This window comes from Acinetobacter sp. ANC_7635 (assembly GCF_056779945.1).
In genome coordinates this window covers 21194-46060 of the sequence record NZ_JBWYIS010000012.1, presented here as the reverse complement: position 1 = coordinate 46060, position 24867 = coordinate 21194, and the positions used below count along the sequence as shown (strand labels likewise).

Below are 24867 nucleotides of genomic sequence, written 5' to 3'. Positions count from 1 at the left end.
TCAGACTAATTTAGTATACTTATCACATATTTTAAGCGCGTAAAAAAACCACTCGAAAGTGGTTTTTTCATCTTAAAACGTATCGCCAGGAATTCGCACCCATCCTTCCATGAGTACTCGAGCACTGCGACTCATAATGGCCTTTTTTACCGTCCATTGGTCATTAATTTTCTCCGCTTCAGCGCCTACTCTGAGTGTTCCAGAAGGATGCCCAAATCTGACTGATTTTTTTTCACCACCACCTGAGGCTAAATTGACTAATGTTCCAGGAATTGCAGCGGCGGTTCCAATCGCTACAGCTGCGGTTCCCATCATGGCATGGTGTAGTTTACCCATAGATAAAGCACGAACCGTCAAGTCGATCTCATCAGCGTGTACTGCTTTTCCGCTAGATGAGATGTAATTTTTAGGCGCAGATACAAATGCAATTTTAGGTGTATGCTGACGTTGAACCGCTTCATCAATATGCTGAATAATACCCATCTTTACAGCACCATAAGCACGAATTTTTTCAAACTTGACCAAGGCCTCGACATCATTATTGATATGATCCTGAAGTTCAGTTCCTTCATACCCTAAGTCTGAAGCACACATAAAAATAGTTGGAATACCCGCATTAATCAGCGTCACCTGAAAGCGACCAATATCTGGGACTTCCAGCTCATCAACCACATTTCCTGTGGGAAACATGGCAGCCCCATGCTCTCCATCATCTGCGGGATCTAAAAATTCTATTTGCACCTCTGCAGCTGGAAATGTTACCCCATCAAGCTCGAAATCACCTGTTTCCTGAACCTGACCATTTGTGATTGGGACATGCGCAATAATCGTTTTCTGAATATTGACCTGCCAAATCTTTACCGTACAAATTCCATTCTCTGGGATCTTTTCTGCACTCACGAGACCATTTGAAATCGCAAATGAGCCTACAGCAGCCGTAAGATTGCCACAATTACCACTCCAATCGACGAATGGTCGATCAATTGCAACCTGTCCAAAAAGATAATCTACATCATGATCAGATTGAGCGCTTTTAGAGAGAATGACTGTCTTACTGGTACTAGATGAAGCACCACCCATTCCATCAATTTGTTTGCCATAAGGATCAGGGCTTCCTATCACACGTAATAAGATTTGATCTCTTGCTTTACCTGGAACTTGAGCTTCTTTGGGTAAATCATTTAAGTTAAAGAAAACACCTTTACTCGTTCCTCCACGCATATAAGTGGCTGGAATTTTAATTTGTGGTGTTGAACTCATAGCTCATTCCTTCTCTTTTAATATTTGTTATCAATCGTGATTTTTAGTTCAACACAGTATAAATGATTTTTTATGTGAACATGAGCACTTAACACTATGGTATGAATTTCCATCAATTACGATAGATTAAATTTAATTCACTCTAACAAAAATAAACTCTAATAAAATTAAATGATTGATTAAAAAATAATTAAATCATTTTTCTATAATAATTTTATTTTATTTAAATCATAAAAAACATTCATGAACGCTGACGTACTAGGCTAATGCAATTTGATCTATTACAATCTTGTAACTTATTTCAATCGTCGGGCTGAATACTTTGAATAACAAGTCTTCACAACTTCAGCGTGGCTTAAAGAATCGTCATATCCAATTAATCGCTATGGGTGGTGCAATTGGTACAGGCTTATTTTTAGGTTCCGCACACGTGATCCAATCTGCCGGCCCATCTATTATTTTGGGTTATGCAATTGGTGGTTTAATCGCTTTTTTAATTATGCGCCAATTAGGCGAAATGATTGTTCATGAACCTGTTGCAGGATCATTTAGTCATTTTGCAAATAAATATTGGGGTAAGTTTCCTGGATTCCTAGCAGGTTGGAACTATTGGATTCTTTATATTTTGGTCGCGATGACCGAATTAACAGCTGTTGCAAAATATATTAACTATTGGTGGCCTCACATTCCTGCTTGGTCATCAGTTCTTTTCTTCTTTATTATCATTACCTTAGTTAACCTCTGTAATGTTAAATTTTATGGAGAATCAGAGTTTTGGCTGTCTATTATTAAAGTAGCAGCTGTCGTGTCGATGATTATCTTCGGTCTATTCTTGTTGTTTACAGCAGGATCTGACTCTACTGCATCATTCAGTAATCTTTGGACTCACGGTGGTTTCTTCCCTCATGGATTCGAAGGTTTATTCTTCATGTTGGCATTCCTGATGTTCGCCTTTGGTGGTATTGAACTGATTGGTATGGCGGCAGCTGAGGCTGAAAATCCAGAGAAAACGATTCCTAAAGCAATTAATCAAGTTGTTTTCCGTATTCTGATTTTCTATGTTGGGTCGCTTACAATTCTTCTTTCTTTAGTTCCATGGAATCAACTGCAACTTGGTGGTCTAGATAAAAGTCCATTCGTAATGATCTTCAGTCAACTGGGTATTGATTGGGCTGCTCACCTGCTCAACTTTATTATTTTGACTGCTGCGCTATCGGTATATAACAGTGGAATGTACGCGAATAGCCGTATGCTTTTTGGTTTAGCAAAACAAGGTAATGCCCCTAAAATTTTTGAAAAAACCAATAAACAAGGAGTACCTGTTCCTGCGGTATTGTTGTCAGCAGTGTTAATTTTCGGATGTGTTTTATTAAACTATTTTGCACCTGAAGATGCTTTAAGTAATTTAATTTATATTGTCGTTGGTGCTCTAGTACTTAACTGGGCGATGATTGCTTTGACTCACTTGAAATTTAAGCAAGCGATGAAACAGTCGAATACCACTTCTAAATTTCCTGCTTTATGGTCACCAGCGAGTAACTATTTAGTTCTTGGGTTTATTCTTGTCGTGCTTTACATCATGTGGACTCAGGGCTTAAGCGGTGCTGTGATCATGATTCCGATCTGGATTATCCTGATGTTGGTATTATTTAAATTACTTTACCGAAAATAGTAATATTCATTAAAAAAAAGTTATTGTTAAGCAATAACTTTTTTTCAAAAGTTTATTTGATCAGATTAGCATGCGTCCTTAGCTTAACTGGATAGAGCAGTTGCCTCCTAAGTGACCGGCGTGGGTTCGAGTCCCGCAGGGCGCACCATTTTTGAGTTTAATACACTTATCAACAAATTGACCCAAAATAAAAAAAATAATGTCATTTCAGTCAAATTTTTGTTGCATCTCATTACCTTTATGATATGTTGTTTGTAGAGTAAAAAATAAACATTTTAGCATAAATCGTTTATTTATCAGCTCTTAAGGAAATAACTAAAAAAATTCTATTAAATTAAAAATTCACATTATCTAAGGATAGATAACATGAAATTAAAAACCATCAGTGCATCTGTATTATTTGCTTTATTACCGATTTCTGGGGCTTATGCAGCCGCTATGGATCGCTCAGGTCAATCGATAGGAGCATTTTTACAACCAAATAACTACTTTGAAGCTGGTATCTCCATTATTGACCCTTCAGTTGGAGGTATTACAACAGATGGAGATAGAGTTTCAGATATGGCTGAAGATTACTACTTCCCAAGCGCAGCTTTAAAATTACAACTGAATGAAAATTTCTCATTTGGTTTACTTTACGATCAACCATTCGGGGCTGCAGCAGACTATACTGATGGAGGCAAATATACAGGTACCAATGTAAAAGTTAATTCGAATAATATTTCTGCCATAGTTGGTTTTCAACCAAATGAGCAGTTAAATTTTTATGCTGGGGGCGTCTATCAAGATGTGAGAGGCAATCTAACACTATCAAGTCTTGAAAACTATCAAGCTAATTTTAAACGGGACGAGGGGTATGGCTGGTTAGCTGGTTTCGCTTTTCAAATCCCAGAGATCGCCTTAAAGCTATCAATTACTTATCGCTCTGAAATTGATCACGAATTAGAAACTAAAGAATCATTAAACGGAATAATAAATCTATACAATAGTCCTAGTGTACAGCTTTTAGCCCCTTTAGCTAGTACCTTATTAAGTACAATGGATTTATTAGGAGTTAATGAATTACAACCAATCCCAGGTACTACAGTTACTCGTGAACAAGCTCAACTTGTTGCTGGCTTGAATCAGCTTGATGCGGCAGGTTTATTAGAGCCAAACCTGCCATCAAAAGATACTAAAATATCTACACCACAATCTGTTAATTTAGATTTCCAAACAGGTATCATGGCCAATACAGTCGCTTTTGCGAATGTGCGCTGGGTTGAATGGGGCGGCATGAAAATTGATATCGAGCAATTTAGAAATCTCTCTGCAGGCTTAACAGGCACTCCTCAATACATTATAGAATATGATAAAGATCAATGGTCTGCCACAGTTGGTGTTGGGCGTAAAATTAATGAAAAATGGAGCGGTGCTATTTCTGCTGGCTGGGACTCAGGTGCTGGCAATCCTGTTACCGCACTTGGCCCTACAGAAGGTTATTGGAATTTTGGTTTAAGTGCTCAGTTTAGCCCTACCCCTGCAACCTTTATCGGTGGTGGCGTAAAATATTTCATATTAGGAGATGCTGATGGCCGATCAGCTGGTCGACCAGTCGGCAAATTTGAAGACAACGATGCTTGGGCATATGGCCTAAAAATGGGTTATCGTTTCTAAACTCTATTCATTTTATGAAGAGCACTTAAGTGCTCTTTTTTTTTTAATCATGAATGCCATTGACTGACTGTATAGTTCATTTATGTATTAACGATAAGATAGTGTCATTCAAAATTAAATAACTCATAAATTCAATAATTTATATAAAAATAAAATTCCTATTATTTTTATCAGAATTAAAATTCAATTATAAATTTATTTCCTTAGAGTATTTACTCTGATTCTTAATGTGTTATTTTGTGAACATAAGATTTAGGATCAGTTTAAGATAACTAATCCTCAATTCAATTGGAAAATACAAAATAATTCATTGAAGAAGATCAGGGAAAATTCAAGTGAAATTAACAAAATTATCAGCTGCTGTATTATTCGGTTTAGCATCATCAGGCACTTTTGCTGCTGCATTAGATCGTTCTGGACAATCTATTTCATCATTCCTTCAACCAGGAAATTACTTCGAAGCTGGCATCTCAATTTTAGATCCATCTGTCTCTGGTAAAGACTTATCTGGTAATTACACTGGTGATATGGCTGGTGATTACTACTTTCCTTCTGCAGCATTAAAAATTCAAGCGACCGATAAAATTTCATTTGGTTTGATTTATGACCAGCCTTTCGGTGCTGATGCAGCATATAAAGGTAACAATAATTTTACCACACAAGGTTCTGATACCATTTTAGGTGCACTCCCAGTTTACCTTGGTGAAAAGCCAGCAAGTGCTCCTATAGGTGTAGGTTTAAATACTGGTGTAACAGGTGGCACATCAGTCGAAGTAGATACACAAAATATTTCCGCTATTATCGGCTTCCAACCTAACGAAAATTTTAATTTCTATGGCGGAGCTGTTTATCAAACTGTTAAAGGAAATGTAAAATTAAGAGGATCGACGTATAGTATCTTTAATGGATACGATGCTGATATTAAAGAAGACGGCGACTTCGGTTGGTTAGTCGGTGCAGCTTATCAAATTCCTGAAATCGCTTTAAAAGCCTCTTTAACATATAGATCTGAAATTAGTCATGACGTTGAAGTAAATGAAAGTATTCCTGCTGCAACCGCATTAGCAAATCCAGCAAATGCTCCTCAATTGATTAACCTCATTACAACTTTGACTGCACTTGGACAAATCGATGATCGACAAGCACGTAGCCTACAAGGAGCAATCGGTGCTTTAGGTGCTGGCTTCAAACCTGGATCTACAAATGTTACTACTCCACAATCTGTCAACTTAGATCTACAAAGTGGCATTATGGCGAACACCGTAGCATTTGCAAACATACGTTGGGTGGATTGGTCTAGTTTCTCAATTAAGCCTAATAACTTCGGTCAATTGGCTGATGCACTTGGTAGTGCCGGACTTATCCCTGGCAAACCTAATGGATTTAACCTAGTTGATTATTCTAAAGATCAATGGTCTGTAACAACAGGTGTAGGTCGTAAATTTAACGAGCAATGGGCTGGTAATGTATCTGTTGGATGGGACTCTGGTGCAGGCAATCCTGTAACGACACTTGGACCAACAGAAGGTTATTGGAACGTAGGTTTAGGTCTTCAATATAGCCCTACTCCAGCTACGTTTATTGCAGGTGGTGTTAAATACTTCTGGCTAGGTGATGCTGATGCTCAGACAGGTGCACATAGTGCAGCAGGCAAGTTTGAAGACAATGACGCTTTAGCTTATGGACTTAAAATCGGCTATAAATTCTAATCATTCGTCAATAAAAAAAAGACCACATGATTGTGGTCTTTTTTTATTTTTATACAAGTATAAATTAATTGTCTGTTATATCATCATTTAAAATAAGAAAACGACTCAAACTACAATTCCTTTTTTGCTCAATAATACTTTTTAAAAACATGGACATAATTATTTAATCTCATAACTTGATAATAAAGCAATATAAATTTGATTATATTTCAATCACTTCCGAGTATTTACTCTTTTTTTATTTATGTTATTTTTCATGCAATTTTTTCGCCATATGGCATTCATGGATGAACATCATGAAATTTAAAGTACTTTCATACTCAGTCTTATTATCTACGCTCCCATTAACTTCAATTTACGCCGCAGGATTAGATCGTTCAGGTCAGTCGATTTCAGCATTTCTCCAATCAGGTAATTATGCAGAAGCTGGCATTTCTGTTTTAGATCCCACCGTTAAAGGTTCTTCCACAGTGATTAATAAAATCACTGGTCAGGATTTAACAGGCGAAAAAATTACAGATATGGGCAGTGATTATTATTTTGTAAACACTGCTCTTAAACTACAGGTTACTGACCAAGTTTCTTTAGGTTTAATTTACGATCAGCCTTTTGGTGCAGATGCATTATACGATGCTAAAAATCAATCATTTGGCAATAGTTTAAGTGGTACATCAGTTGAAGTTAAGACACAAAATTTAACTGCACTCATTGGTTATCAACCCACTGAAAATTGGAATTTTTATGCTGGTCCAGTATGGCAAACAGTTGAAGCTGATATCAATTTAAAAGGTAGTGCATACCAAGTCTTAAATGGCTATAACATCCATGTAGACCAAAAAGAAGCTTACGGCTGGATTGCAGGTACTGCATACCAAATTCCAAAAATTGCATTAAAAGCATCTATCACTTATCGCTCTGAGATTAAACACAAAGCTCAGTCGAATGAAACCTCGCTCCTTCCACTTTACGCCGATGCATTAAAAAAGCCTGAGTTTAATAGATTAGATAAGATCGCTGCAGTAACTGAAGCAGTTACTCCACAATCTGTAAATATTGATTTACAGTCTGGAATTGCAACAAACACTTTGGCGTTTGCTAACCTGCGTTGGGTTCATTGGGATCAATTTACGGTTACACCTAAATTACTTGGATTAGTTGGACAGGACCTCATTTCGTATTCTGATGATCAGTACTCTGCAACCTTAGGTGTTGCACATAAATTTAATGATCAATGGGCAACAACCACAACTGTAGGCTATGACTCTGGAGCTGGAAACCCTGTAACCACTTTAGGTCCAACTGAAGGTTATTGGAGTGTAGGCTTAGGTGGTCAATTCAACCCATCACAGCAAAGCTTTATTCAAGCTGGTGTTAAATATTTCTGGTTAGGCGATGCAACTGCTCAAACGGGTGGCATAAATGTTGGAGAATTCAGCAACAATTATGCATTAGGTTATGGCATGAAAATCGGGTATCGATTCTAACAATTGTTATAAAAAAAGGACGCTAAAGCGTCCTTTTTTCAAAGTAATAACTTAGGCTGGAATATCACGTACAGAAGCGTTGCGGATCGCTTCTTTCAATGCAGCATAACCATTAATCGCAGGAAATTGTGGGAATTCTGCAATTACATTATCCGGCGCATCAAATAAGAAACCTTGATCTGCTTCACCGAGCATCGTAGTATCGTTATACGAGTCGCCTGCAGCAATTACACGGAAATTTAAACCGTGTAAAGCTTGCACTGCTTTACGTTTTTGATCAGGTTGACGTAGTTTATAATTTGTAATCATACCATTTTCGTCAGTTTCTAATTTGTGACAGAAAATCGTAGGCCAACCTAACTGCTTCATCAATGGATGAGCAAATTCATAGAATGTGTCTGATAAAATGATGAGTTGGAAATGAGTACGTACCCACTCGACAAACTCCTTAGCGCCTTCAAACGGTCCCATATCTGCAATAACAGCTTGAATGTCATTTAAACCTAAACCATGCTGTTTAAGAATATTTAAACGCTGAGTCATGAGCACATCGTAGTCTGGAATATCTCGAGTTGTTGCTTCAAGCTCTTTAATTCCTGTTTTTTTTGCAAAATTAATCCAAATTTCAGGAACCAAAACGCCTTCAAGATCTAGACAAACGATTTCCATGATACTGCCCTCAGCATTAATAAAATTTGCAATATCATAGCCGAAGATTGTTGAATATCGATGTAATTTTTTAAATCTATTTTATTCATAAGTATTTATTTTTATTTCATAAGATAAATCTCTGAATTCAACTAAAATATACATCAAATATTTTAATATAGGACTTGTTGTTTCCAAGCCTATATCGCCAGGATTCTCATGACTACCATTCCAAGCATAGATTTAATTGATGCACTTGCATCAGAGTATGAAGATAAATCCCCTTCGGAAATTATAGCCTTAGCTTTAAATCAAACAGGTGAAATTGCCATTTCATTTTCAGGTGCTGAAGATGTTGTATTGATTGATATGGCTGCAAATTTAGGTAAACCTTTTCGCGTGTTTAGTCTAGATACAGGTCGCTTGCATTCAGAAACTTATCAATTTATTGAGACTGTTCGTAAGCACTATAATATCAACATTGAAATATGTTTCCCGGAAGCTGAAGCTGTTCAGAATCTAGTCAACGAAAAAGGACTGTTTAGCTTTTATCAAGATGATCATAAAGAGTGTTGTGGTATCCGTAAGGTTCAACCTCTTCGTAAAAAGTTAGCAACACTTGATGGTTGGATCACGGGTCAACGTAAAGATCAAAGTCCGGGTACACGTACTGAAATTCCAGTCATTCAAGCTGATCTAGGTTTTTCAGGTGAAGGTAAACAACTCATTAAATACAACCCTTTGGCGAATTGGACGAGTGCTGACGTTTGGAATTATATTCGCATGATGGAAATTCCATATAATCCATTGCATGAAAAAGGTTTTATTTCAATTGGATGTGAACCATGCACGCGTCCAGTACTTCCAAATCAGCACGAGCGTGAAGGTCGTTGGTGGTGGGAAGAAGCAACGCATAAAGAATGTGGTTTACATTCAGGTAATTTAAAAAAGTAAAAACTGTCTCACAAAGTTTTAAGCCACTGATTTAAAGTGGCTTTTTTGTACTGACCATTCATTAAAAAAATTTATGCCCCCTCCAACAAATACGTCTATACTGATCTCTTGGATTGATAATTCTAAAAAACAATTTTAGAAATTTGCAGTGAGGCAAACCTAGACTATGCGCCCATTACACCCGCTTGATTTTATTTTCTTATCTTTGGAAAAAAGACAACAGCCCATGCATGTTGGCGGATTATTTTTATTTGAAATTCCAGAAGATGCACCACCAACCTTTATTCAAGATTTAGTGGCAGATATTCGCAACTCAAAATCTATCCCAATTCCACCGTTTAATAATAAATTAAACGGACTGTTTTGGGACACAGACACTGAATTCGATCTTGATCATCACTTCAGACATATTGCTCTACCACATCCTGGTCGTATTCGTGAGCTACTCACCTACATTTCCCAAGAGCACAGTTCATTAATTGATCGAGCTAAGCCATTATGGATGTGTCATATCATTGAGGGCATTGAAGGCAATCGTTTCGCCATGTATTTCAAAATACATCATGGGATGGTCGATGGTATTGCAGGCATGCGTTTAATTGAAAAATCACTCTCTCATGATCCAAATGCAAGAAGTATCGTTCCGCCATGGTGTGTCGAAGGTCCGCGTGCTAAGCGACTTAAAACACCTAAAGTAAGCCGTGCAAAACAAATCTTGTCTAATTTGAAAGGTCAAGTGCAGTCTACACCAGGTGTATTCAAAGTGCTGTCTGAAACTGTCTTTAAAGATATGGGACGTAATCCGGACTATGTATCCAGTTTCCAAGCCCCAAGTAGTATTCTGAATCAAAAAGTCAGCTCATCGCGTCGTTTCGCTGCTCAGTCATATGAGTTTAAGCGCCTCAACCATATTTCAAAATCATTGGGTGTGACCATTAACGATATTGTTCTCGCGATTTGCTCTGGTGCTTTGCGTGAATACTTAATCAGTCAAAGTGCTTTACCTGAGAAACCATTAATCGCTATGGTTCCTGTCTCCGTTCGTACGGATGATTCAGACATGTCAAATCGTATTACGATGATTCTGGCGAACTTAGCGACACATAAAGCCGATCCATTAGAGCGACTCGATCTTATTCGTCGTAGCGTAATGAATGCGAAACAAAAATTCAAACGCATGACTTCAGATCAGATTCTCAACTATAGTGCCTTCGTATATGGTCCTGCAGGTTTAAATATCATCTCTGGTTTAGCACCTAAACGTCAGGCATTTAACCTCGTTATTTCTAACGTACCAGGACCTAAAGAGCCGCTATATTGGAACGGAGCACGTTTGGACGCACTTTACCCTGCTTCTATCGTACTTGATGGTCAAGCGTTGAATATCACAATGACCAGTTATATGGATAAATTAGAAGTCGGTTTAACCGCATGTCGAAATGCTTTGCCTAAGATGCAAAATTTATTGACCCATTTAGAAGATGAGATTCAACGATTTGAAAAAATTGTGGGTCTACCTGAAGATGACAAACCGCAGATTATGAAAAAGGCTACTAAGCGTAGTGCAGCAAAGAAACAAGTAGTAGCGGATATAGAAATTGCAAATGAAAAACCAGCTTAAGGCTGTATATTTCGATATTCACAAAAAAATTAAGGGGCTTTAAAAAGGCCCCTTAATTTTTAATATTACGACACTGCTTGATTAATTGCTGACAGAGCGAAACGACCATCGCTTGTGTAACTCGAACTTCTTGACCTTGATCGTTGAGCATCAAGCAAGCGCTTTTGTTTGAATCCACAATTTGACGATGGCTACCCGCTAATTGTTCCGTTAAATTCATACCCACTTTGACCTCACTTTGCTAAGACAACATCGCTGTCTTTGGCTATTCGATTTGATTTCTTAAGTATTGAGAAATCGAGATCGAATGTAAAATCTCAGTTGTAACAAGTGTTTAACGATATTCTGTTACAATTTCAGTTCAAAATGATATCGTATTGCTCTTGCGTGTATAAATTTTCGACTTGGAACTTAATGACACGTTTCACAAAATGCTCTAAATCAGAGACGGCCGCAGCTTCTACGGTTAATAATCGATCCACAACCGATGGATGCGCAACGACAGTAAAGTCAGTCTGAGACTCAAAATCTCGAGCATATCTTAAGATCTCTCGAAAGATTTCGTAACAAACAGTCTCGGCACTTTTCACATAACCACGTCCCTGACACGTCGGACAAGACTCACATAACAAATGCTCAAGTGATTCACGCGTCCGTTTACGCGTCATTTCTACCAAGCCAAGCTCAGACACTTGGGTGATTTTAGTTTTTGCATGGTCACGTTCTAAGACTTTTTCAAATTGCTTAAGCACTTCATCACGGTGTGAGGCCTCTTGCATATCAATAAAGTCAATAATGATAATTCCACCTAAGTTGCGCAGTCTGAGTTGACGCACAATGACTTGTGTCGCTTCCATGTTGGTCTTAAAGACGGTGTCCTCAAGAGAGCGTCCACCTACATATGAGCCTGTATTGACGTCAATAGTGGTCATGGCTTCTGTCTGATCAATCATGAGATAACCACCAGACTTTAATGCAACACGTGTTTGCAGTGCTTTTTGAATATCTGTTTCAACATTGTATAAGTCGAATATCGGACACTCACCAGGATAATGTTTCAGACGATCAACCATATTTGGTACAAACTCAGCCACGAACTCTTGTAGCTTGCCAAACACTTCTCTTGAATCGACTTGAATTTTTACCGTATCTTCATTTGCCAGATCACGGATGATACGTTGAGGAAGTGGTAGCTCTTCAAAGATAAGTGATGGCACCACGACACTTTTTTGTTTACGTTGAATAAATTCCCAAAGTTTTGCCAAATACGCCATATCTTGCGCAATAGCGGCTTCTTCGATCCCCTCTGCTGCAGTTCGTACAATGACAGAACCGGGTAACTTATGTTCAGCTTGAATACGCTCAATGATCGAACGTAAACGATCACGCTCTTCTTCTGATTCGATTCGCTGAGACACGCCAGTATGATGTCCATAAGGCATCATCACCAAATAGCGAGAAGGAATGGAAAGATCAGTACTTAAACGCGCACCTTTCGTGCCTAACATATCTTTCATGACCTGCACTGTCAGAATCTGACCTGGTTGCAGAAGATCAAAGACATTTGGCGTCGGTTGATTACGAGGCCAAATCATGTCATTGATATGTAAAAAAGCAGTACGAGATAAGCCAATGTCTACAAATGCCGCTTGCATACCAGGCAATACACGTACAACTTTGGCTTTATAAATATTCCCGACTAAACCACGTTTAGCGTTGCGTTCAACAAATAGTTCGTTGACCGTCCCATTTTCAACTAACGCCACCCGACACTCCATTGGGGTGACGTTAATCAACAACTCGTCAGACATAAAAAACACTCAAAACATTATAAAAATTTTTTAAAAGGTTAATTTAGTGCCTTAACCACTTTTCAATATTTGATTCAGTAACTGTGATGTTTCATGTAAAGGCAAACCCACCACATTGGTGTAGCTACCTTCAATACGAGGAACAAACTTTGCGGCGATTCCTTGTATTGCGTAAGCCCCTGCTTTTCCTACAGGTTCCCCAGTTGACCAATATTCTTCCATATCATGATGACTGAGTGATTGAAAATCAACCTTTGTGCTCACTACCGTACTTATTGTTTTATGTTGTGAAGCCACACAAAGGCCACTGAGAACTTCATGCTGACGTCCTGACAAGGATTGCCAAATTTCAAACGCATGTTGCTTCGAGTCAGGTTTGCCAATAATTTGCCCATCTAAACTGAGGCTTGTATCTGCAGCAATGACCACCGCATCTGGAAATTGTGCTAAAACAACCTGAGCTTTTTGTTCTGCCAAACGTCGAACATAATCATGTGCTTGCTCACCATCATGTACAGACTCATCGATTTCTGGACTAAAAATATCAAATTTAAGTCCAAGCTGTGCAAGCAGTTCTTTACGCCGAGGCGAGCTCGACGCCAGGATTAAATTCGCCATTTTCTAAGCAAATAATACAAGATGGGCCAAGTTAAAATACTGCTCATTAGTGGCTGCCAATGACGAGTTATCGAAAATTGCATATCGGAAATAATTTGTGCAAAAAGGACGTAAATCAAATGTGCCAATATAGCAACACTAGCGATTGCCCAAGTATTTCCAAACGTCATTAAACGGCGTTCACGCACAAACCAACGGATGCTAAATGTTAGTAAAACGAAGCTTAACGCATGTAATCCAAGGGGTGCATCAAGCAGTAAATCGGTAAATAATCCGACTGCAAAAGCAAACCAAACACCACACCATGTCGGTTGAAGCAAGATCCAATACATCGTAATCATCAGCATGATCAGCGGTCGCCATCCTGCCAATGAATAAGACAGCGGATACACCACCAAGACTGAACCAATAATGATTGAAAGCACGATGATCCATAGTGGATCACGTGTTTTAACTGATGATATTTTTTTAGCGCTGAGCATGAGGTTGCTCCATGGCTAATGAGTCTGAGAACAGTACCACTACATGGTGTCCACCGGCCAACTGAGCTGCAGGTTTCACGTCTATCTGCGCAAACTCACCGGTATTTTCACGCTTAACTTTGGACACTGTTCCGACCAAATAACCCGCAGGAAAATGTTGTCCTAAACCTGAACTATACACCTTGTCCCCGACTTTGACGTTAGCGCTGGTCGGTACATATTCCATTTTCAGACGACCTAAATCACCAGTGCCTGACACAATGGCACGCATGCCAGAGTTTTCAAGACGTACTGATAGGGAGTGTTCTTTATCAGACAATAACATGACACGGCTACTGTGCGGATAAACATTGATGATCTGCCCCATGATACCGTTATCATCCAACACCGTTTGCCCGACACGCAGTTGGCTCGCAGCACCGCGGTTAATGATAATGATATGACGTAATGGATCAGCATCTGTGCCGATCACCTCAGAGATTTCCATACGACCGTCAATGATCAAAGGCGTATCCAATAATCCACGTAAGCGCGTATTTTCAGCGGAGAGTTCTGAGAGTTTTTGAAGGCGAACCTGAGCCTGAAGCAGCTCTGCCTGCATCGCAGTATTCTCACGACGCAATTGCGCTTCAGACTTGGTTTGTTGACTGAGCCATTCTTTCGATAAAACGGGATAACTTGCAATGGCATAAATGGGATTGTATGCCGCGTACAAGACATCTCTTGCTGGTTGAATCAAGTGTGGAGCACGCCAATTAAACATTAACACGAACAAACACACGATGACTGCAATGATGAAAGAGCGAAAAGATGGCGGTTGTCTTGAAAACAGATTCGGTTGCACCGCCTCGTCCTTAAATTAAATTACAGAAAATTAACCAACAAACAGCATGTCATGGTTCGGGTTGTCAAAGAGTTCTAAGACTTTACCACCACCACGTGTTACGCAAGAAAGCGGATCTTCAGCAACTACTACTGGCAAACCTGTTTCTTGTGACAATAACTTGTCTAAGTTACGTAATAGCGCACCACCACCAGTCAATACAATACCGCGCTCCGCGATATCTGATGACAACTCAGGAGGTGTTTGTTCAAGCGCAGATTTCACTGCAGAGACAATGCTTTGCAATGGATCAGTGATTGCTTGAGTAATTTCATCAGAAGTCACCGTAATTGCGCGCGGAACACCTTCCGCCAAGTTACGACCTCGAACTTCGATTTCTAGCACTTTGCCATCTTCATCCGGAAGTGCCATACCCACTTCTTTTTTGATGGTTTCAGCTGTCGTTTCACCAATGACGCAACCGTGTGCTTTACGAACATAATGAATAATTTGTTCGTCAAAAACATCACCACCAATGCGTAATGAGTCTGCATAGACACAACCTTGCAATGAAATGATTGCAATTTCAGTTGTACCACCACCTACGTCTACGACCATCGAACCACATGCTTGCTCAACTGGCATGCCTGCACCAATCGCTGCTGCCATTGGCTCTTCGATTAAACGTACATCACGTGCGCCTGCATTGAATACAGCCTCACGAATCGCACGACGCTCAACCAAAGTTGATTTACATGGCACACACACCACAACACGCGGCGCTGGTGGGAAAAGACGCTTTTCATGCACTTTACCAATAAATTGGTTTAACATGGTCTCAGTGACTTCGAAATCCGCAATCACGCCATCTTTCATTGGACGAATTGCAGAAATATTCGCAGGGGTACGACCAAGCATTTGCTTAGCATCCAAGCCAACAGCGGCAACTATTTTTTGTGAACCACTGTGACGAATTGCCACAACAGTCGGTTCATTTAATATAATGCCCCGTCCTGGCGCATAAATTAGTGTATTAGCGGTGCCTAAATCTATGGCTAGATCTGGCGAAAACAAGCCAATTAGTCGTTTTAGAATCACGGGTCGTTCTCAGTTCAACGTTATATAGACGTAAGATGGCAACTTTAACTAAATGTGATGCTTTGGACAAGTCAATCGCTTATTATAACGCATGATATTTTGAATATTTTTATTACTGATTAGGTGAGACAGCATGTCAGCATCAGATGCTCAGCAATCTGCAGATTTAAATGCACAAACCGTTTCAAGCATTGCACACTTAGCACGCTTGTCTTTGGATGATACTCAATCTGCTGAATATGCTCAAAGTTTGAATAAAATTTTAGGTATGATGGAAACCTTGAAAGGCATTGATACCGAAGGTGTTGAGCCATTAAAGAGCCCATTTGACCATCCACAGCCATTACGTGAAGACGCTGTGTCTGAACAAAACCATCGTGATGACTATCAAGCCGTTGCACCAGCTGTGCAAGACGGTTTGTATCTTGTTCCACGTGTAATTGAATAATTGTTCAGTTTTGCCCTATTTAAATTTTAGTTAAGAATTTTTCTCATGACAGATTTACATCGCTTATCGGTTCGTGAACTTATCGATGGTTTAGCAACCGCTAAATTCTCTTCACGTGAATTGACGCAACATTATTTAAACCGTATTGAAAAAATTGATGCACAAGTCAAATCATATGTCACTGTGACTGCTGAACAAGCATTGGCTCAAGCTGATGCAGCTGATGCAGCGATCAAAGCAGGTACAGCGACCACTTTGACTGGTTTACCTATTGCACATAAAGATATTTTCTGTACGCAAGGCATTAAAACCACGGCTGGTTCTAAAATGCTAGACAACTTTATCTCTCCGTACGACGCAACCGTTGTAGCGAAAGGTAAAGCTGCGGGCCTAGTGACTTTAGGTAAAGTGAACATGGACGAATTTGCCATGGGTTCTACATCAGAATCATCTTACTTCGGTGCAACGGCGAACCCTTGGGCTTTAGATCGTGTCCCAGGCGGGTCATCAGGTGGTTCTGCTGCGGCTGTAGCAGCTGACCTTGCACCGTTTGCGACTGGTACAGATACAGGTGGTTCAATCCGTCAACCTGCATCGTTCTGTGGCCTTACAGGCTTAAAACCAACCTATGGTCGTGTATCACGTTTCGGTATGATTGCCTATGCATCATCACTTGACCAAGGCGGTCCAATGGCACGTTCGGCAGAAGACTGTGCGTACCTTATGAACGTGATGGCAGGTCATGACGCAAAAGATTCAACATCTGTACAAAAAGATGCTGATGACTACGTTGCAAACTTGAACGGCACGTCTGTAAAAGGATTACGCATTGGTATTCCTAAACAGTACTTTAATGTTGAAGGTTTGGCTGCTGACGTTAAAGCACGTGTTGAAGAATCTCTAAAAAAATTGGAAGAGATGGGCGCAACGCTTGTTGAAATTGACCTCAACATGACTGAAGCTTATGTTCCAACCTATTACCTGATTGCCCCTGCTGAAGCATCTTCTAACTTGTCACGTTTTGACGGCGTACGTTATGGCTACCGCTGTGAAGATCCAAAAGACATCATGGACTTGTACAAACGTTCTCGTTCTGAAGGTTTTGGTGCTGAAGTTCAACGCCGTATCTTGATTGGTACTTATGCGCTGTCTGCAGGTTATTACGATGCGTACTATGTCAAAGCACAAAAAGTACGTCGTTTAATCCAACAAGATTTCTTAAAAGCATTCGAGTCTGTTGACGTGATTGCTGCGCCTTCTGCGCCGACAACGGCGTATAAGATTGGTGCAAACCTTTCTCCAGTTGAAATGTACTTGGGCGATATCTATACCATCGCGGTCAACCTTGCAGGTCTTCCTGCGATTAACGCGCCTGTTGGTTTTGATCAAAATAATTTACCTGTTGGCTTACAGTTGATTGGTAACTACTGGTCAGAATCTCAATTGTTGTCTGTGGTGCACCAATACCAACAAGCAACTGATTGGCACACCAAACGCGCTGCAATTGCTGAGGAGAATGCATAATGGCGAAGAACAATGCAAAACCTAAGTCAAATTTGATTGATGGTTGGGAAGTCGTTATTGGTATTGAGATTCACACTCAACTTGCGACTAAATCTAAAATCTTCTCAGGTTCTTCAACTGAATTTGGTCAAGACCCAAATACACAAGCGAGCCTTGTTGATTTGGCAATGCCGGGCGTACTGCCTGTATTGAACAAAGAAGTGGTCGATCTTGCCATTCGCTTTGGTTTGGGTATCGATGCTTACATCGACCAAGCGTCAGTATTTGCACGTAAAAACTACTTCTACCCTGACTCTCCAAAAGGCTACCAAATCAGCCAAATGGACAACCCGATTGTGGGCTTGGGTCATATCGACATCCAACTTGAAGATGGTACAGTTAAACGCATTGGCGTAACCCGTGCGCACCTTGAGGAAGATGCAGGTAAATCGATCCATGACCAATTTGAAGGCATGTCAGGTATCGACTTAAACCGTGCTGGTACGCCATTACTTGAAATCGTATCTGAACCTGATATGCGTTCGGTTGAAGAAGCCGTTGCCTACATTAAAGCGATTCACACGCTTGTGCGTTGGTTAGGCATCTCTGACGGTAACATGGCAGAAGGTTCGTTCCGTGCCGACTGTAACGTGTCTTTACGTCGTCCGGGTCAGCCGTTTGGTACACGTTGTGAGCTTAAAAACCTCAACTCATTCCGTTTCATTGAACAAGCGATCAATGTTGAAATTGAACGTCAAATGGAAATCTTGGAATGGGACGGTACCATCGACCAAGAAACTCGTTTGTTCGACCCTGTGAAGATGGAAACGCGTTCAATGCGTTCGAAAGAAGAAGCGAACGATTACCGCTACTTCCCTGACCCAGACTTGTTGCCTGTGATCATTGCAGATGAGCAAATCGAAGCGATTAAAGCCACGATGCCTGAGCTTCCTGCTGCACGTCGTGCGCGTTTTGTGGCGGACTTTGGTGTGACTGAATACGATGCGCACGTTCTTACGCTTACGCGTGAAATGTCAGAGTTTTATGAAGAAGTTGTTAAGGCTGCGGGCGGTGCTGCACAAGGTAAGATTGCTGCAAACTGGGTGATGGGTGAATTCTCAGGTGCTTTAAACAAAGCGGGCTTAGAGTTGGCGGACTCTCCTGTATCAGCAGAAAAACTTGGTGGCATGATTGCACGTATTGTGGACAACACGATTAACGGTAAGATCGCGAAACAAGTGTTCGGCTTTATGTGGGAAGAAGGCAAAACTGCGGACGAGATTATTGCTGAAAAAGGCCTGAAACAGGAAACTGATACAGGCGCAATTGAAGCAATTATTAAGGAAGTACTTGCTGCCAATGAGAAAATGGTTGAAGAGTATAAATCTGGTAAAGAGAAAGCCTTTAACGGTCTTGTTGGTCAAGTGATGAAGGCTGCGAAAGGTAAAGCTAACCCTGCGCAAGTCAATGAATTAATGAAGAAATTGATTGGTTGATCTGATCTTTCTTTAAAAGAAAACCCGCTTTAGAGCGGGTTTTCTATTTGAAATTTTGATTGTATTAGACTAAATTATTAAATATTTATTAACTATATATTTATTTTTAATTAATTATGACAAATAAGAAACTTAAATCTGAAGAAATCGAATTCTCCATGTCTATCCAATCAGAGGAAATTGAAAGTTTAAAAGATGAAAATGATACAAACAAGTCTGAGACTTCAGAACCCATTGAAAATGAAGAAGAATCTAGAACAAAAAAGTTAGAGATGGAGAAAATTGCTAAAGAATACTATAGCCATCTCAATGGTACTTTATCATTCATTATGTTAGGAATTTATTTCAGTATAATCGAGTTAGATTATTTTCAAGTTTATGCAATTTTAACATCGATATTATTTACGATATATCTCACTTTTAATTTTAAAGAATATTCCACTGTAGCTAATGAATACTTAGCTCAATTCTCTGGTTTCGAGAAGATTAGAAATGCTCTACGTTTATTTATCTTTTTTATAGCATTTTTTCTTTTATTAACTGCCGCTTTTGGATTCACAGTACTCAAATCATTATCCAATTGGTTGTTTTAATTCCTGATCATTAGTTATAACACTCCTTATTTTTTACATAGGCAAGATGTCAATTCTAAAGTCTAATTCGTCAAGTAATGAAAGTAGCAAAAGGGGAAGCAAACGCTGCACAAGCCCATGAATTGATGAAGAAGTTGATTGGTTGATTTAATCTTTCTTTAAAAGAAAACCCGCTTTAGAGCGGGTTTTTTTATTTAATTCATTCCATGACATTTTTTAAATTTTTTGCCGCTTTGGCAAGGACAAAGGGCATTTCTTTGAATACCGTTGAAACGTTCCAAAATTAATTTCCTTTCCTCTTGTACTTTAAAATTATTCTCCAATTGTGTTAACTTTTTCCCAAGTACATCATCAAGAAATAAGTTTGGATTCCAACCTTGAAGAATTTTAGAAATAAAAAAATTTTCTACTAATGAAGCGGCAATCCCTAAAGGAGTATTAAGAACCCCAATGATTGTTGGCACGATCCATTTGATTAAATTTATTTTTAAATTTAAACCATGCTCTTTTAATAATTCATAATAAATATCCTGTTCGGATAAATCAGGATTAGCAAACCAATTTCTAAAAAGTTTAGAGTTAAAACTTTCTCTAATATCTAGAATTTGGTCTATTTCAACAGTTCCTTTCTTAAACATTTGATAGAAATTAGGAATCCTCTTGTTTTCACTAACCTTTTCAAATAATTCTATCTTTTCATTAGCTTTGTTAATATTTCCACTAATTGAAATAAACTTTGATCCTAAATAATCTTTTGCATAATCATCCATAATACTATTTGATAAATTATGTCTATTTTGCATCTGCAAACTATCTACAATTTCATACAGTCTCATAATTTCGAAAGTAGTCTTATAATCTAGATTATTAAAGTCTATATGCTCTTCATTTTTTATAATGTCTATATTCTTTAAAAATATAGAATCATCACGCTCATCTTTATTAATAAGCGCATTATCAAAATATTGAACTATTTTCGATCGATGACTTTCATTTACAGAGTATTTTTTATAATTTCTATCCAAATCATGCAATCCTCCTAAATACATAAGTGGTTCAATTTCATACCTAGTCTTATTGAGTAATAAATTTTTACTTCTATGAACAATAACATTAGGATTTTGAAATCTTGGAATGATTTTAATTATTTTCCGTTCCAATAATTTTGTTGAATTTACAACACCTATAAAACTAACAATCTTTAAAAAGTCTTCATCATTTATAAAAATTTCATCGTATAACATTAAACTTAAAAAAAGCTTTTCGGTACTATTTTCTATTAAGGTTCTATATTCATCGCGTTTCACAAAACCAGAATATCTGTATTCATTCTGCTGTATATCTCTTCCATTTTTATCAATAGCTGTCAAAGTTCCTAAAAGTGATGGAAAATTAGAAAGCATCACATGATTATGATTCATTAATATCAATCTCAATTTTATTATTCTTTTAAAATATCTTGAAGTAATTCAAAAGTCTAAATTATCTAAAGATTATTTCATGTTAATGCCATCAAAAAAGTATCCTCTGTTGCCAAACTCGAAGAGTAGGACGTATCTAATCTCCTCACCCCCTTGCTAAGCAGTGCTTCTCATCCCAGAGGGAGTGTCATGTAATTATTTTGATACGCGGTGTTCCCTCTCTTGAGCAAGATTTAAAGCATTGCTTTTAAATGGAAGCGCAAGTGATGAGAATCCTCAAAATATATTTTGAGTTCGCAAGGGAGAGGTAAAACAAAAAAATAAAAGAAAACACTGTTCTATTTTTCGATCTTCATTTGCTTGCTTTCACTCTTCTATACTGATTTCATCATCAAGAAGAATGAAACAAATCATGAAATCAACAGTACTCAACGCCCAAAGCTACGGACAACCCGAAGTCCTCGAATTTACAGACTACACACTCCCACCATTAAACCCTGACATGGCACGCATCCAAGTCAAAGCCGCAGGGATTAACCCTATTGATGCTCGACGTATGACAGGCGAATTCAAACATGCACAACTCCCACAAACCTTTGGAACTGAGTTTGCAGGGGTAATCGTAGACGTACCTGAAAACAGTGTATGGAAAATCGGTGACGAAGTTTTGGGTTCTGGTGGAGCATTTACCCATGCCACAGTGATAGACGTTCCTCTCGCCAATTTAGTCGCAAAACCTAAAAATCTAGAATGGTCGTTTGCAGGCTCGATTGCAGGAGCAGCTCAAACTGCGATGACTATTTTAGATGAAACTGGTCCAATGCAAAGTTTATTGGTACACGGTGGGTCAGGCGGTGTAGGTTCAATCACCATTCAATTGGCAGTGAGTCGCGGCATTACCGTCGTAGCAACGGCATCAGCAAAAAACCAAGACTATATCCGCAGTTTAGGGGCGATTCCTGTCGTGTACGGCGAAGGATTGATTGAGCGTCTGAAACAAGTCCATCCAGATCAATTTGATGCTTCGATTGATATGGCAGGTAACGAGGATGCCACTCAAGCCTCATTGGCAACAGTGAAAAATGGCGGATTTATGGGCACGATTGCAGGACGCAAACTGTCATCCGCTAAAATTCAAGCGGTCTGGGTTAAACGTAATGTTTCCAATTTAAAACATGTGGTCGAAGGCGTTGCAAATAACACCTTCAATTGGACAGTCAGTCGTGAATATCCTTTTACAGAAGCACAGCAAGCCTATCGAGACATTTTAGAGGGTCATACGCAAGGTAAAAGTGTGCTGCTATTCAAATAATTTCTGTGCGTACAATGTGAAAAAGGCAGGATATCATCCTGCCTTTTCTCTAGTTTGAATTATGATGTTGAGTAACTCTACCCTACATTCATCAATCGCTAAATTATGTATATTCTTACGATTGATTGAAATTCGAGATTAGCGAGTGATCCCAAGCTTGTTCCAAATATCTGGGGTGAGGAATGTTGTCACCAATTTATTTAAATCAATATAACGCACCACCCCTTTCAGCTGATTATTCACTTCAGGGTTTTTAATAATTTCTTCGCCTGCACTACGACCCAATGCTTGGAAACTTTCACCAACAGCTTGAATACCCTCAGCTTGAATCACCGCTTTAGTCTGTGTTGAACATTGCTCTACGATCACACGTTGCAAGACTTGCGCTAACTTTTGATCCAATGCAGTACGTTGTTCAGCACTGACATTACTAAACCCTTTTAAATCAGGATGAGTAGACAGTGCTGAATATGTCCACTGTAATACTGTCGTTTTATCAGCAGCAGTCGTCGACTTAACCAAACAATCACTCAATTGATCTACAGCTGCTCCCGCATTCGAAAATGTCGATACGCCCATGATCAAAGCAGATGCACATAGTGTACGTAAAGCAGTTTTATTCATTTTTAATGTCATCACTTAAACTCAATTTTCATCGTTGTCATTATGTTTTTGTTGTATCACATCCTGAACGCATTTCCCTACAGATACACTGTAAAACAAGTAAGCACATGAAAATTTAGGTAGTAAATTTGCTAAATCACGCACATCAATGATCATATATTGACAATAAAGCTTCTAAACCAGTGGGAATAGACGTCAAATTTAAACTATCAATTTTTTAAATAGTTTTCACCAAAATATATAAATTGGATAAGTACTTAAAAATCAGTAATGATCTTATTCAGGGCAAAAAACTCGGAATTGAATCATGGAAAGAAGAATTAAGATTGCGCTCATTGGTGGTGGTATTGCTGGATTAGCTTTAATGACCAACTTAGTAAAAAATAAAAAATTTGATGTGCATTTATATGAGTCAGCAGCACAATTTTCAGAAATTGGTGCAGGCATTTCATTTGGTGCCAATGCTGTTAAAGCAATTGAGCTTCTAGGCTTGGGTGAAGAATATCACGCCATTGCGGATACAGTTGCTGCACCTTATCAAGATATTTGGTTCCAATGGCGTAATGGCTATACCGATGAATACCTATCAGCTTCGATCGCACCTCAAGTCGGTCAATCTTCTGTGCATCGTGCTGATTTTCTAGATGCACTTATTCCATTCGTTCCTTCACAAAATGCACATTTCAATAAACGTGTACAATCTGTTGAAGCTTCAAGCGCTGGTGTTCGTTTAACTTTCCAAGATGGTGAAGTGGTTGAAGCTGATTACGTGATTGGTTGTGATGGTATCCATTCTGTTGTGCGTGATCATATATTGGCATCGCATCAACTTCCAAAAGTCGATCCTCAGTTTTCAGGAACATGGGCTTATCGCGGCATTATCAAGTATTTAGATTTTAAACAGGTCATTGCAGAACTTGGACACGATCCTGAACTTGCAGATGTCCCACAAATGTTATTGGGTAAAGACAAACACATCTTAACTTTCCCTATTCGTAAAGGTGAAGAAATCAATATTGTTGCCTTTAAGTCAGATCGCAAGAATACAACTCTGCCAGAAGGTACCCCTTGGACACGACCAACAACCAAAACTGAAATGCTGGCTGATTTTGCGGATTGGAGTGAGAGCTGTCGCGCATTACTGAACTTAATTGAAAAACCTACCATCTGGGCGCTTCATGAGATTGAGCCACTTAAGACTTATCAGAACAGCGAACACAATGTCATTTTGATTGGTGATGCAGCACATGCGATGTTGCCACACCAAGGAGCTGGTGCTGGTCAAGGTCTTGAAGATGCTTTAATTCTTTCTGCATTATTCAAACATCTGGAACATCACTCAGCGCAAATCTGCACTGAAGATCTTGCACAACTCTCTCATGTCTATGAGCAACTGCGCAAAGAGCGTGCCATCCGTGTACAAAACACATCACGAGAATCTGGTGAGATTTACGAATTATATTCGCCGCTATATCCAGATTTTGACAGTGTAGGTCAACATTTGGCACACCGTTTTGATTGGTTATGGCAACACGATTTAGAGAAAGACGTTGAACTTGCACAACAACGCTTAGGCCAAGCAATAGAGAAACATCTCGTGGCTGAAGCCATATAAATAAGCAAAAACATTAACA

The 24867-nt window shown here is 39.0% G+C and carries 22 protein-coding genes and 1 tRNA gene; 13 read left to right on the top strand and 10 right to left on the bottom strand.

Annotated features, from left to right (window positions below; all coding sequences use genetic code 11):
* Window positions 1–72 precede the first annotated feature (72 nt).
* The gene (gene prpF, locus AC1M89_RS12170) at window positions 73–1260 is read right to left on the bottom strand and encodes a 2-methylaconitate cis-trans isomerase PrpF (RefSeq protein WP_481609022.1); all 1188 of its coding nucleotides are present in this window, start codon (window positions 1258–1260) and stop codon (window positions 73–75) included.
* 322 nt (window positions 1261–1582) lie between these two features.
* On the opposite strand from prpF, the gene AC1M89_RS12165 reads away from it, so the two are divergent.
* The 5 genes from AC1M89_RS12165 to AC1M89_RS12145 all read left to right on the top strand — a co-directional run bounded on the left by AC1M89_RS12165 (window position 1583) and on the right by AC1M89_RS12145 (window position 7781).
* The gene (locus tag AC1M89_RS12165) at window positions 1583–2932 is read left to right on the top strand and encodes an amino acid permease (RefSeq protein ID WP_180028093.1); all 1350 of its coding nucleotides are present in this window, start codon (window positions 1583–1585) and stop codon (window positions 2930–2932) included.
* 72 nt (window positions 2933–3004) lie between these two features.
* Window positions 3005–3080, top strand: a tRNA-Arg gene (locus AC1M89_RS12160).
* Between the two features lie 218 nt (window positions 3081–3298).
* Window positions 3299–4588: an OmpP1/FadL family transporter gene (locus AC1M89_RS12155; RefSeq protein WP_481614264.1), complete on the top strand. Its 1290-nt coding sequence runs from the start codon at window positions 3299–3301 to the stop codon at window positions 4586–4588.
* 335 nt (window positions 4589–4923) lie between these two features.
* Window positions 4924–6297 carry an OmpP1/FadL family transporter gene (locus tag AC1M89_RS12150; protein WP_481614263.1) on the top strand — a complete coding sequence of 458 codons (1374 nt, stop codon included), beginning with the start codon at window positions 4924–4926 and terminating at the stop codon, window positions 6295–6297.
* 296 nt (window positions 6298–6593) lie between these two features.
* Window positions 6594–7781: an OmpP1/FadL family transporter gene (locus AC1M89_RS12145; protein ID WP_481614262.1), complete on the top strand. Its 1188-nt coding sequence runs from the start codon at window positions 6594–6596 to the stop codon at window positions 7779–7781.
* Between the two features lie 51 nt (window positions 7782–7832).
* On the opposite strand, the gene thrH is transcribed toward AC1M89_RS12145, so the two are convergent.
* The gene (gene thrH / locus AC1M89_RS12140) at window positions 7833–8450 is read right to left on the bottom strand and encodes a bifunctional phosphoserine phosphatase/homoserine phosphotransferase ThrH (protein ID WP_035269809.1); all 618 of its coding nucleotides are present in this window, start codon (window positions 8448–8450) and stop codon (window positions 7833–7835) included.
* Window positions 8451–8648: 198 nt separating this feature from the next.
* Between thrH and AC1M89_RS12135 the strand changes: the two genes are divergently transcribed.
* Window positions 8649–9383, top strand: a complete 735-nt coding sequence (locus tag AC1M89_RS12135) for a phosphoadenylyl-sulfate reductase (RefSeq protein ID WP_035269807.1) — start codon at window positions 8649–8651, stop codon at window positions 9381–9383.
* A gap of 166 nt (window positions 9384–9549) precedes the next feature.
* Complete coding sequence (locus AC1M89_RS12130; RefSeq protein ID WP_481587254.1) at window positions 9550–11004, top strand: WS/DGAT/MGAT family O-acyltransferase; 1455 nt, start codon at window positions 9550–9552, stop codon at window positions 11002–11004.
* Window positions 11005–11056: 52 nt separating this feature from the next.
* Here AC1M89_RS12130 and AC1M89_RS12125 read toward each other — a convergent pair whose 3' ends face one another.
* From AC1M89_RS12125 to AC1M89_RS12100, 6 genes are all read right to left on the bottom strand, one after another.
* On the bottom strand, window positions 11057–11224 hold the full coding sequence (locus AC1M89_RS12125; RefSeq protein ID WP_171076802.1) for a PA1571 family protein: 168 nt from the start codon (window positions 11222–11224) through the stop codon (window positions 11057–11059).
* A gap of 136 nt (window positions 11225–11360) precedes the next feature.
* Complete coding sequence (rng, locus tag AC1M89_RS12120) at window positions 11361–12815, bottom strand: ribonuclease G (protein ID WP_035269804.1); 1455 nt, start codon at window positions 12813–12815, stop codon at window positions 11361–11363.
* A gap of 51 nt (window positions 12816–12866) precedes the next feature.
* Window positions 12867–13433: a Maf family nucleotide pyrophosphatase gene (locus AC1M89_RS12115; protein WP_035269801.1), complete on the bottom strand. Its 567-nt coding sequence runs from the start codon at window positions 13431–13433 to the stop codon at window positions 12867–12869.
* The gene (mreD, locus tag AC1M89_RS12110) at window positions 13421–13915 is read right to left on the bottom strand and encodes a rod shape-determining protein MreD (protein ID WP_481591637.1); all 495 of its coding nucleotides are present in this window, start codon (window positions 13913–13915) and stop codon (window positions 13421–13423) included. The genes AC1M89_RS12115 and mreD overlap by 13 nt, the downstream gene beginning before the upstream one ends.
* Window positions 13902–14759 carry a rod shape-determining protein MreC gene (mreC, locus tag AC1M89_RS12105; protein WP_035269796.1) on the bottom strand — a complete coding sequence of 286 codons (858 nt, stop codon included), beginning with the start codon at window positions 14757–14759 and terminating at the stop codon, window positions 13902–13904. The genes mreD and mreC overlap by 14 nt, the downstream gene beginning before the upstream one ends.
* A gap of 30 nt (window positions 14760–14789) precedes the next feature.
* Window positions 14790–15836, bottom strand: a complete 1047-nt coding sequence (locus AC1M89_RS12100; RefSeq protein WP_035269793.1) for a rod shape-determining protein — start codon at window positions 15834–15836, stop codon at window positions 14790–14792.
* A gap of 133 nt (window positions 15837–15969) precedes the next feature.
* On the opposite strand from AC1M89_RS12100, the gene gatC reads away from it, so the two are divergent.
* The 4 genes from gatC to AC1M89_RS12080 all read left to right on the top strand — a co-directional run bounded on the left by gatC (window position 15970) and on the right by AC1M89_RS12080 (window position 19876).
* Window positions 15970–16284, top strand: a complete 315-nt coding sequence (gene gatC / locus AC1M89_RS12095; protein WP_035269791.1) for an Asp-tRNA(Asn)/Glu-tRNA(Gln) amidotransferase subunit GatC — start codon at window positions 15970–15972, stop codon at window positions 16282–16284.
* A 45-nt stretch (window positions 16285–16329) separates the two neighbouring features.
* Entirely contained in the window at window positions 16330–17808 is a 1479-nt protein-coding gene (gatA, locus tag AC1M89_RS12090; protein ID WP_481597676.1) for an Asp-tRNA(Asn)/Glu-tRNA(Gln) amidotransferase subunit GatA, read from the top strand.
* Complete coding sequence (gatB, locus tag AC1M89_RS12085) at window positions 17808–19283, top strand: Asp-tRNA(Asn)/Glu-tRNA(Gln) amidotransferase subunit GatB (protein ID WP_035269785.1); 1476 nt, start codon at window positions 17808–17810, stop codon at window positions 19281–19283. The genes gatA and gatB overlap by 1 nt, the downstream gene beginning before the upstream one ends.
* A gap of 158 nt (window positions 19284–19441) precedes the next feature.
* Entirely contained in the window at window positions 19442–19876 is a 435-nt protein-coding gene (locus AC1M89_RS12080; protein WP_035269782.1) for a hypothetical protein, read from the top strand.
* A 194-nt stretch (window positions 19877–20070) separates the two neighbouring features.
* Here AC1M89_RS12080 and AC1M89_RS12075 read toward each other — a convergent pair whose 3' ends face one another.
* Window positions 20071–21297, bottom strand: coding sequence for an SEC-C metal-binding domain-containing protein (locus tag AC1M89_RS12075; RefSeq protein ID WP_481614261.1), 1227 nt, complete (start codon window positions 21295–21297; stop codon window positions 20071–20073).
* Between the two features lie 412 nt (window positions 21298–21709).
* Here AC1M89_RS12075 and AC1M89_RS12070 point away from each other — a divergent pair, with 412 nt between their 5' ends.
* A complete protein-coding gene (locus AC1M89_RS12070; RefSeq protein ID WP_481614260.1) occupies window positions 21710–22609 on the top strand; it encodes an NADP-dependent oxidoreductase in 900 nt (299 codons plus the stop codon).
* 138 nt (window positions 22610–22747) lie between these two features.
* On the opposite strand, the gene AC1M89_RS12065 is transcribed toward AC1M89_RS12070, so the two are convergent.
* The gene (locus AC1M89_RS12065; RefSeq protein WP_481589100.1) at window positions 22748–23233 is read right to left on the bottom strand and encodes a hypothetical protein; all 486 of its coding nucleotides are present in this window, start codon (window positions 23231–23233) and stop codon (window positions 22748–22750) included.
* 307 nt (window positions 23234–23540) lie between these two features.
* On the opposite strand from AC1M89_RS12065, the gene salA reads away from it, so the two are divergent.
* Window positions 23541–24848, top strand: a complete 1308-nt coding sequence (salA, locus tag AC1M89_RS12060; protein WP_481614259.1) for a salicylate 1-monooxygenase — start codon at window positions 23541–23543, stop codon at window positions 24846–24848.
* Window positions 24849–24867: the final 19 nt, after the last annotated feature.

Excerpts from the sequence above, each read along its gene's own strand:
- prpF (WP_481609022.1), bottom strand. The coding sequence starts at position 1,260 with ATGAGTTCAACACCACAAATTAAAATTCCAGCCACTTATATGCGTGGA.
- AC1M89_RS12155 (WP_481614264.1), top strand. The coding sequence starts at position 3,299 with ATGAAATTAAAAACCATCAGTGCATCTGTATTATTTGCTTTATTACCG.
- AC1M89_RS12145 (WP_481614262.1), top strand. The coding sequence starts at position 6,594 with ATGAAATTTAAAGTACTTTCATACTCAGTCTTATTATCTACGCTCCCA.
- thrH (WP_035269809.1), bottom strand. The coding sequence starts at position 8,450 with ATGGAAATCGTTTGTCTAGATCTTGAAGGCGTTTTGGTTCCTGAAATT.
- AC1M89_RS12135 (WP_035269807.1), top strand. The coding sequence starts at position 8,649 with ATGACTACCATTCCAAGCATAGATTTAATTGATGCACTTGCATCAGAG.
- AC1M89_RS12130 (WP_481587254.1), top strand. The coding sequence starts at position 9,550 with ATGCGCCCATTACACCCGCTTGATTTTATTTTCTTATCTTTGGAAAAA.
- AC1M89_RS12125 (WP_171076802.1), bottom strand. The coding sequence starts at position 11,224 with ATGAATTTAACGGAACAATTAGCGGGTAGCCATCGTCAAATTGTGGAT.
- rng (WP_035269804.1), bottom strand. The coding sequence starts at position 12,815 with ATGTCTGACGAGTTGTTGATTAACGTCACCCCAATGGAGTGTCGGGTG.
- AC1M89_RS12115 (WP_035269801.1), bottom strand. The coding sequence starts at position 13,433 with ATGGCGAATTTAATCCTGGCGTCGAGCTCGCCTCGGCGTAAAGAACTG.
- mreD (WP_481591637.1), bottom strand. The coding sequence starts at position 13,915 with ATGCTCAGCGCTAAAAAAATATCATCAGTTAAAACACGTGATCCACTA.
- gatC (WP_035269791.1), top strand. The coding sequence starts at position 15,970 with ATGTCAGCATCAGATGCTCAGCAATCTGCAGATTTAAATGCACAAACC.
- gatA (WP_481597676.1), top strand. The coding sequence starts at position 16,330 with ATGACAGATTTACATCGCTTATCGGTTCGTGAACTTATCGATGGTTTA.
- gatB (WP_035269785.1), top strand. The coding sequence starts at position 17,808 with ATGGCGAAGAACAATGCAAAACCTAAGTCAAATTTGATTGATGGTTGG.
- AC1M89_RS12080 (WP_035269782.1), top strand. The coding sequence starts at position 19,442 with ATGTCTATCCAATCAGAGGAAATTGAAAGTTTAAAAGATGAAAATGAT.
- AC1M89_RS12075 (WP_481614261.1), bottom strand. The coding sequence starts at position 21,297 with ATGAATCATAATCATGTGATGCTTTCTAATTTTCCATCACTTTTAGGA.
- AC1M89_RS12070 (WP_481614260.1), top strand. The coding sequence starts at position 21,710 with ATGAAATCAACAGTACTCAACGCCCAAAGCTACGGACAACCCGAAGTC.
- AC1M89_RS12065 (WP_481589100.1), bottom strand. The coding sequence starts at position 23,233 with ATGAATAAAACTGCTTTACGTACACTATGTGCATCTGCTTTGATCATG.
- salA (WP_481614259.1), top strand. The coding sequence starts at position 23,541 with ATGGAAAGAAGAATTAAGATTGCGCTCATTGGTGGTGGTATTGCTGGA.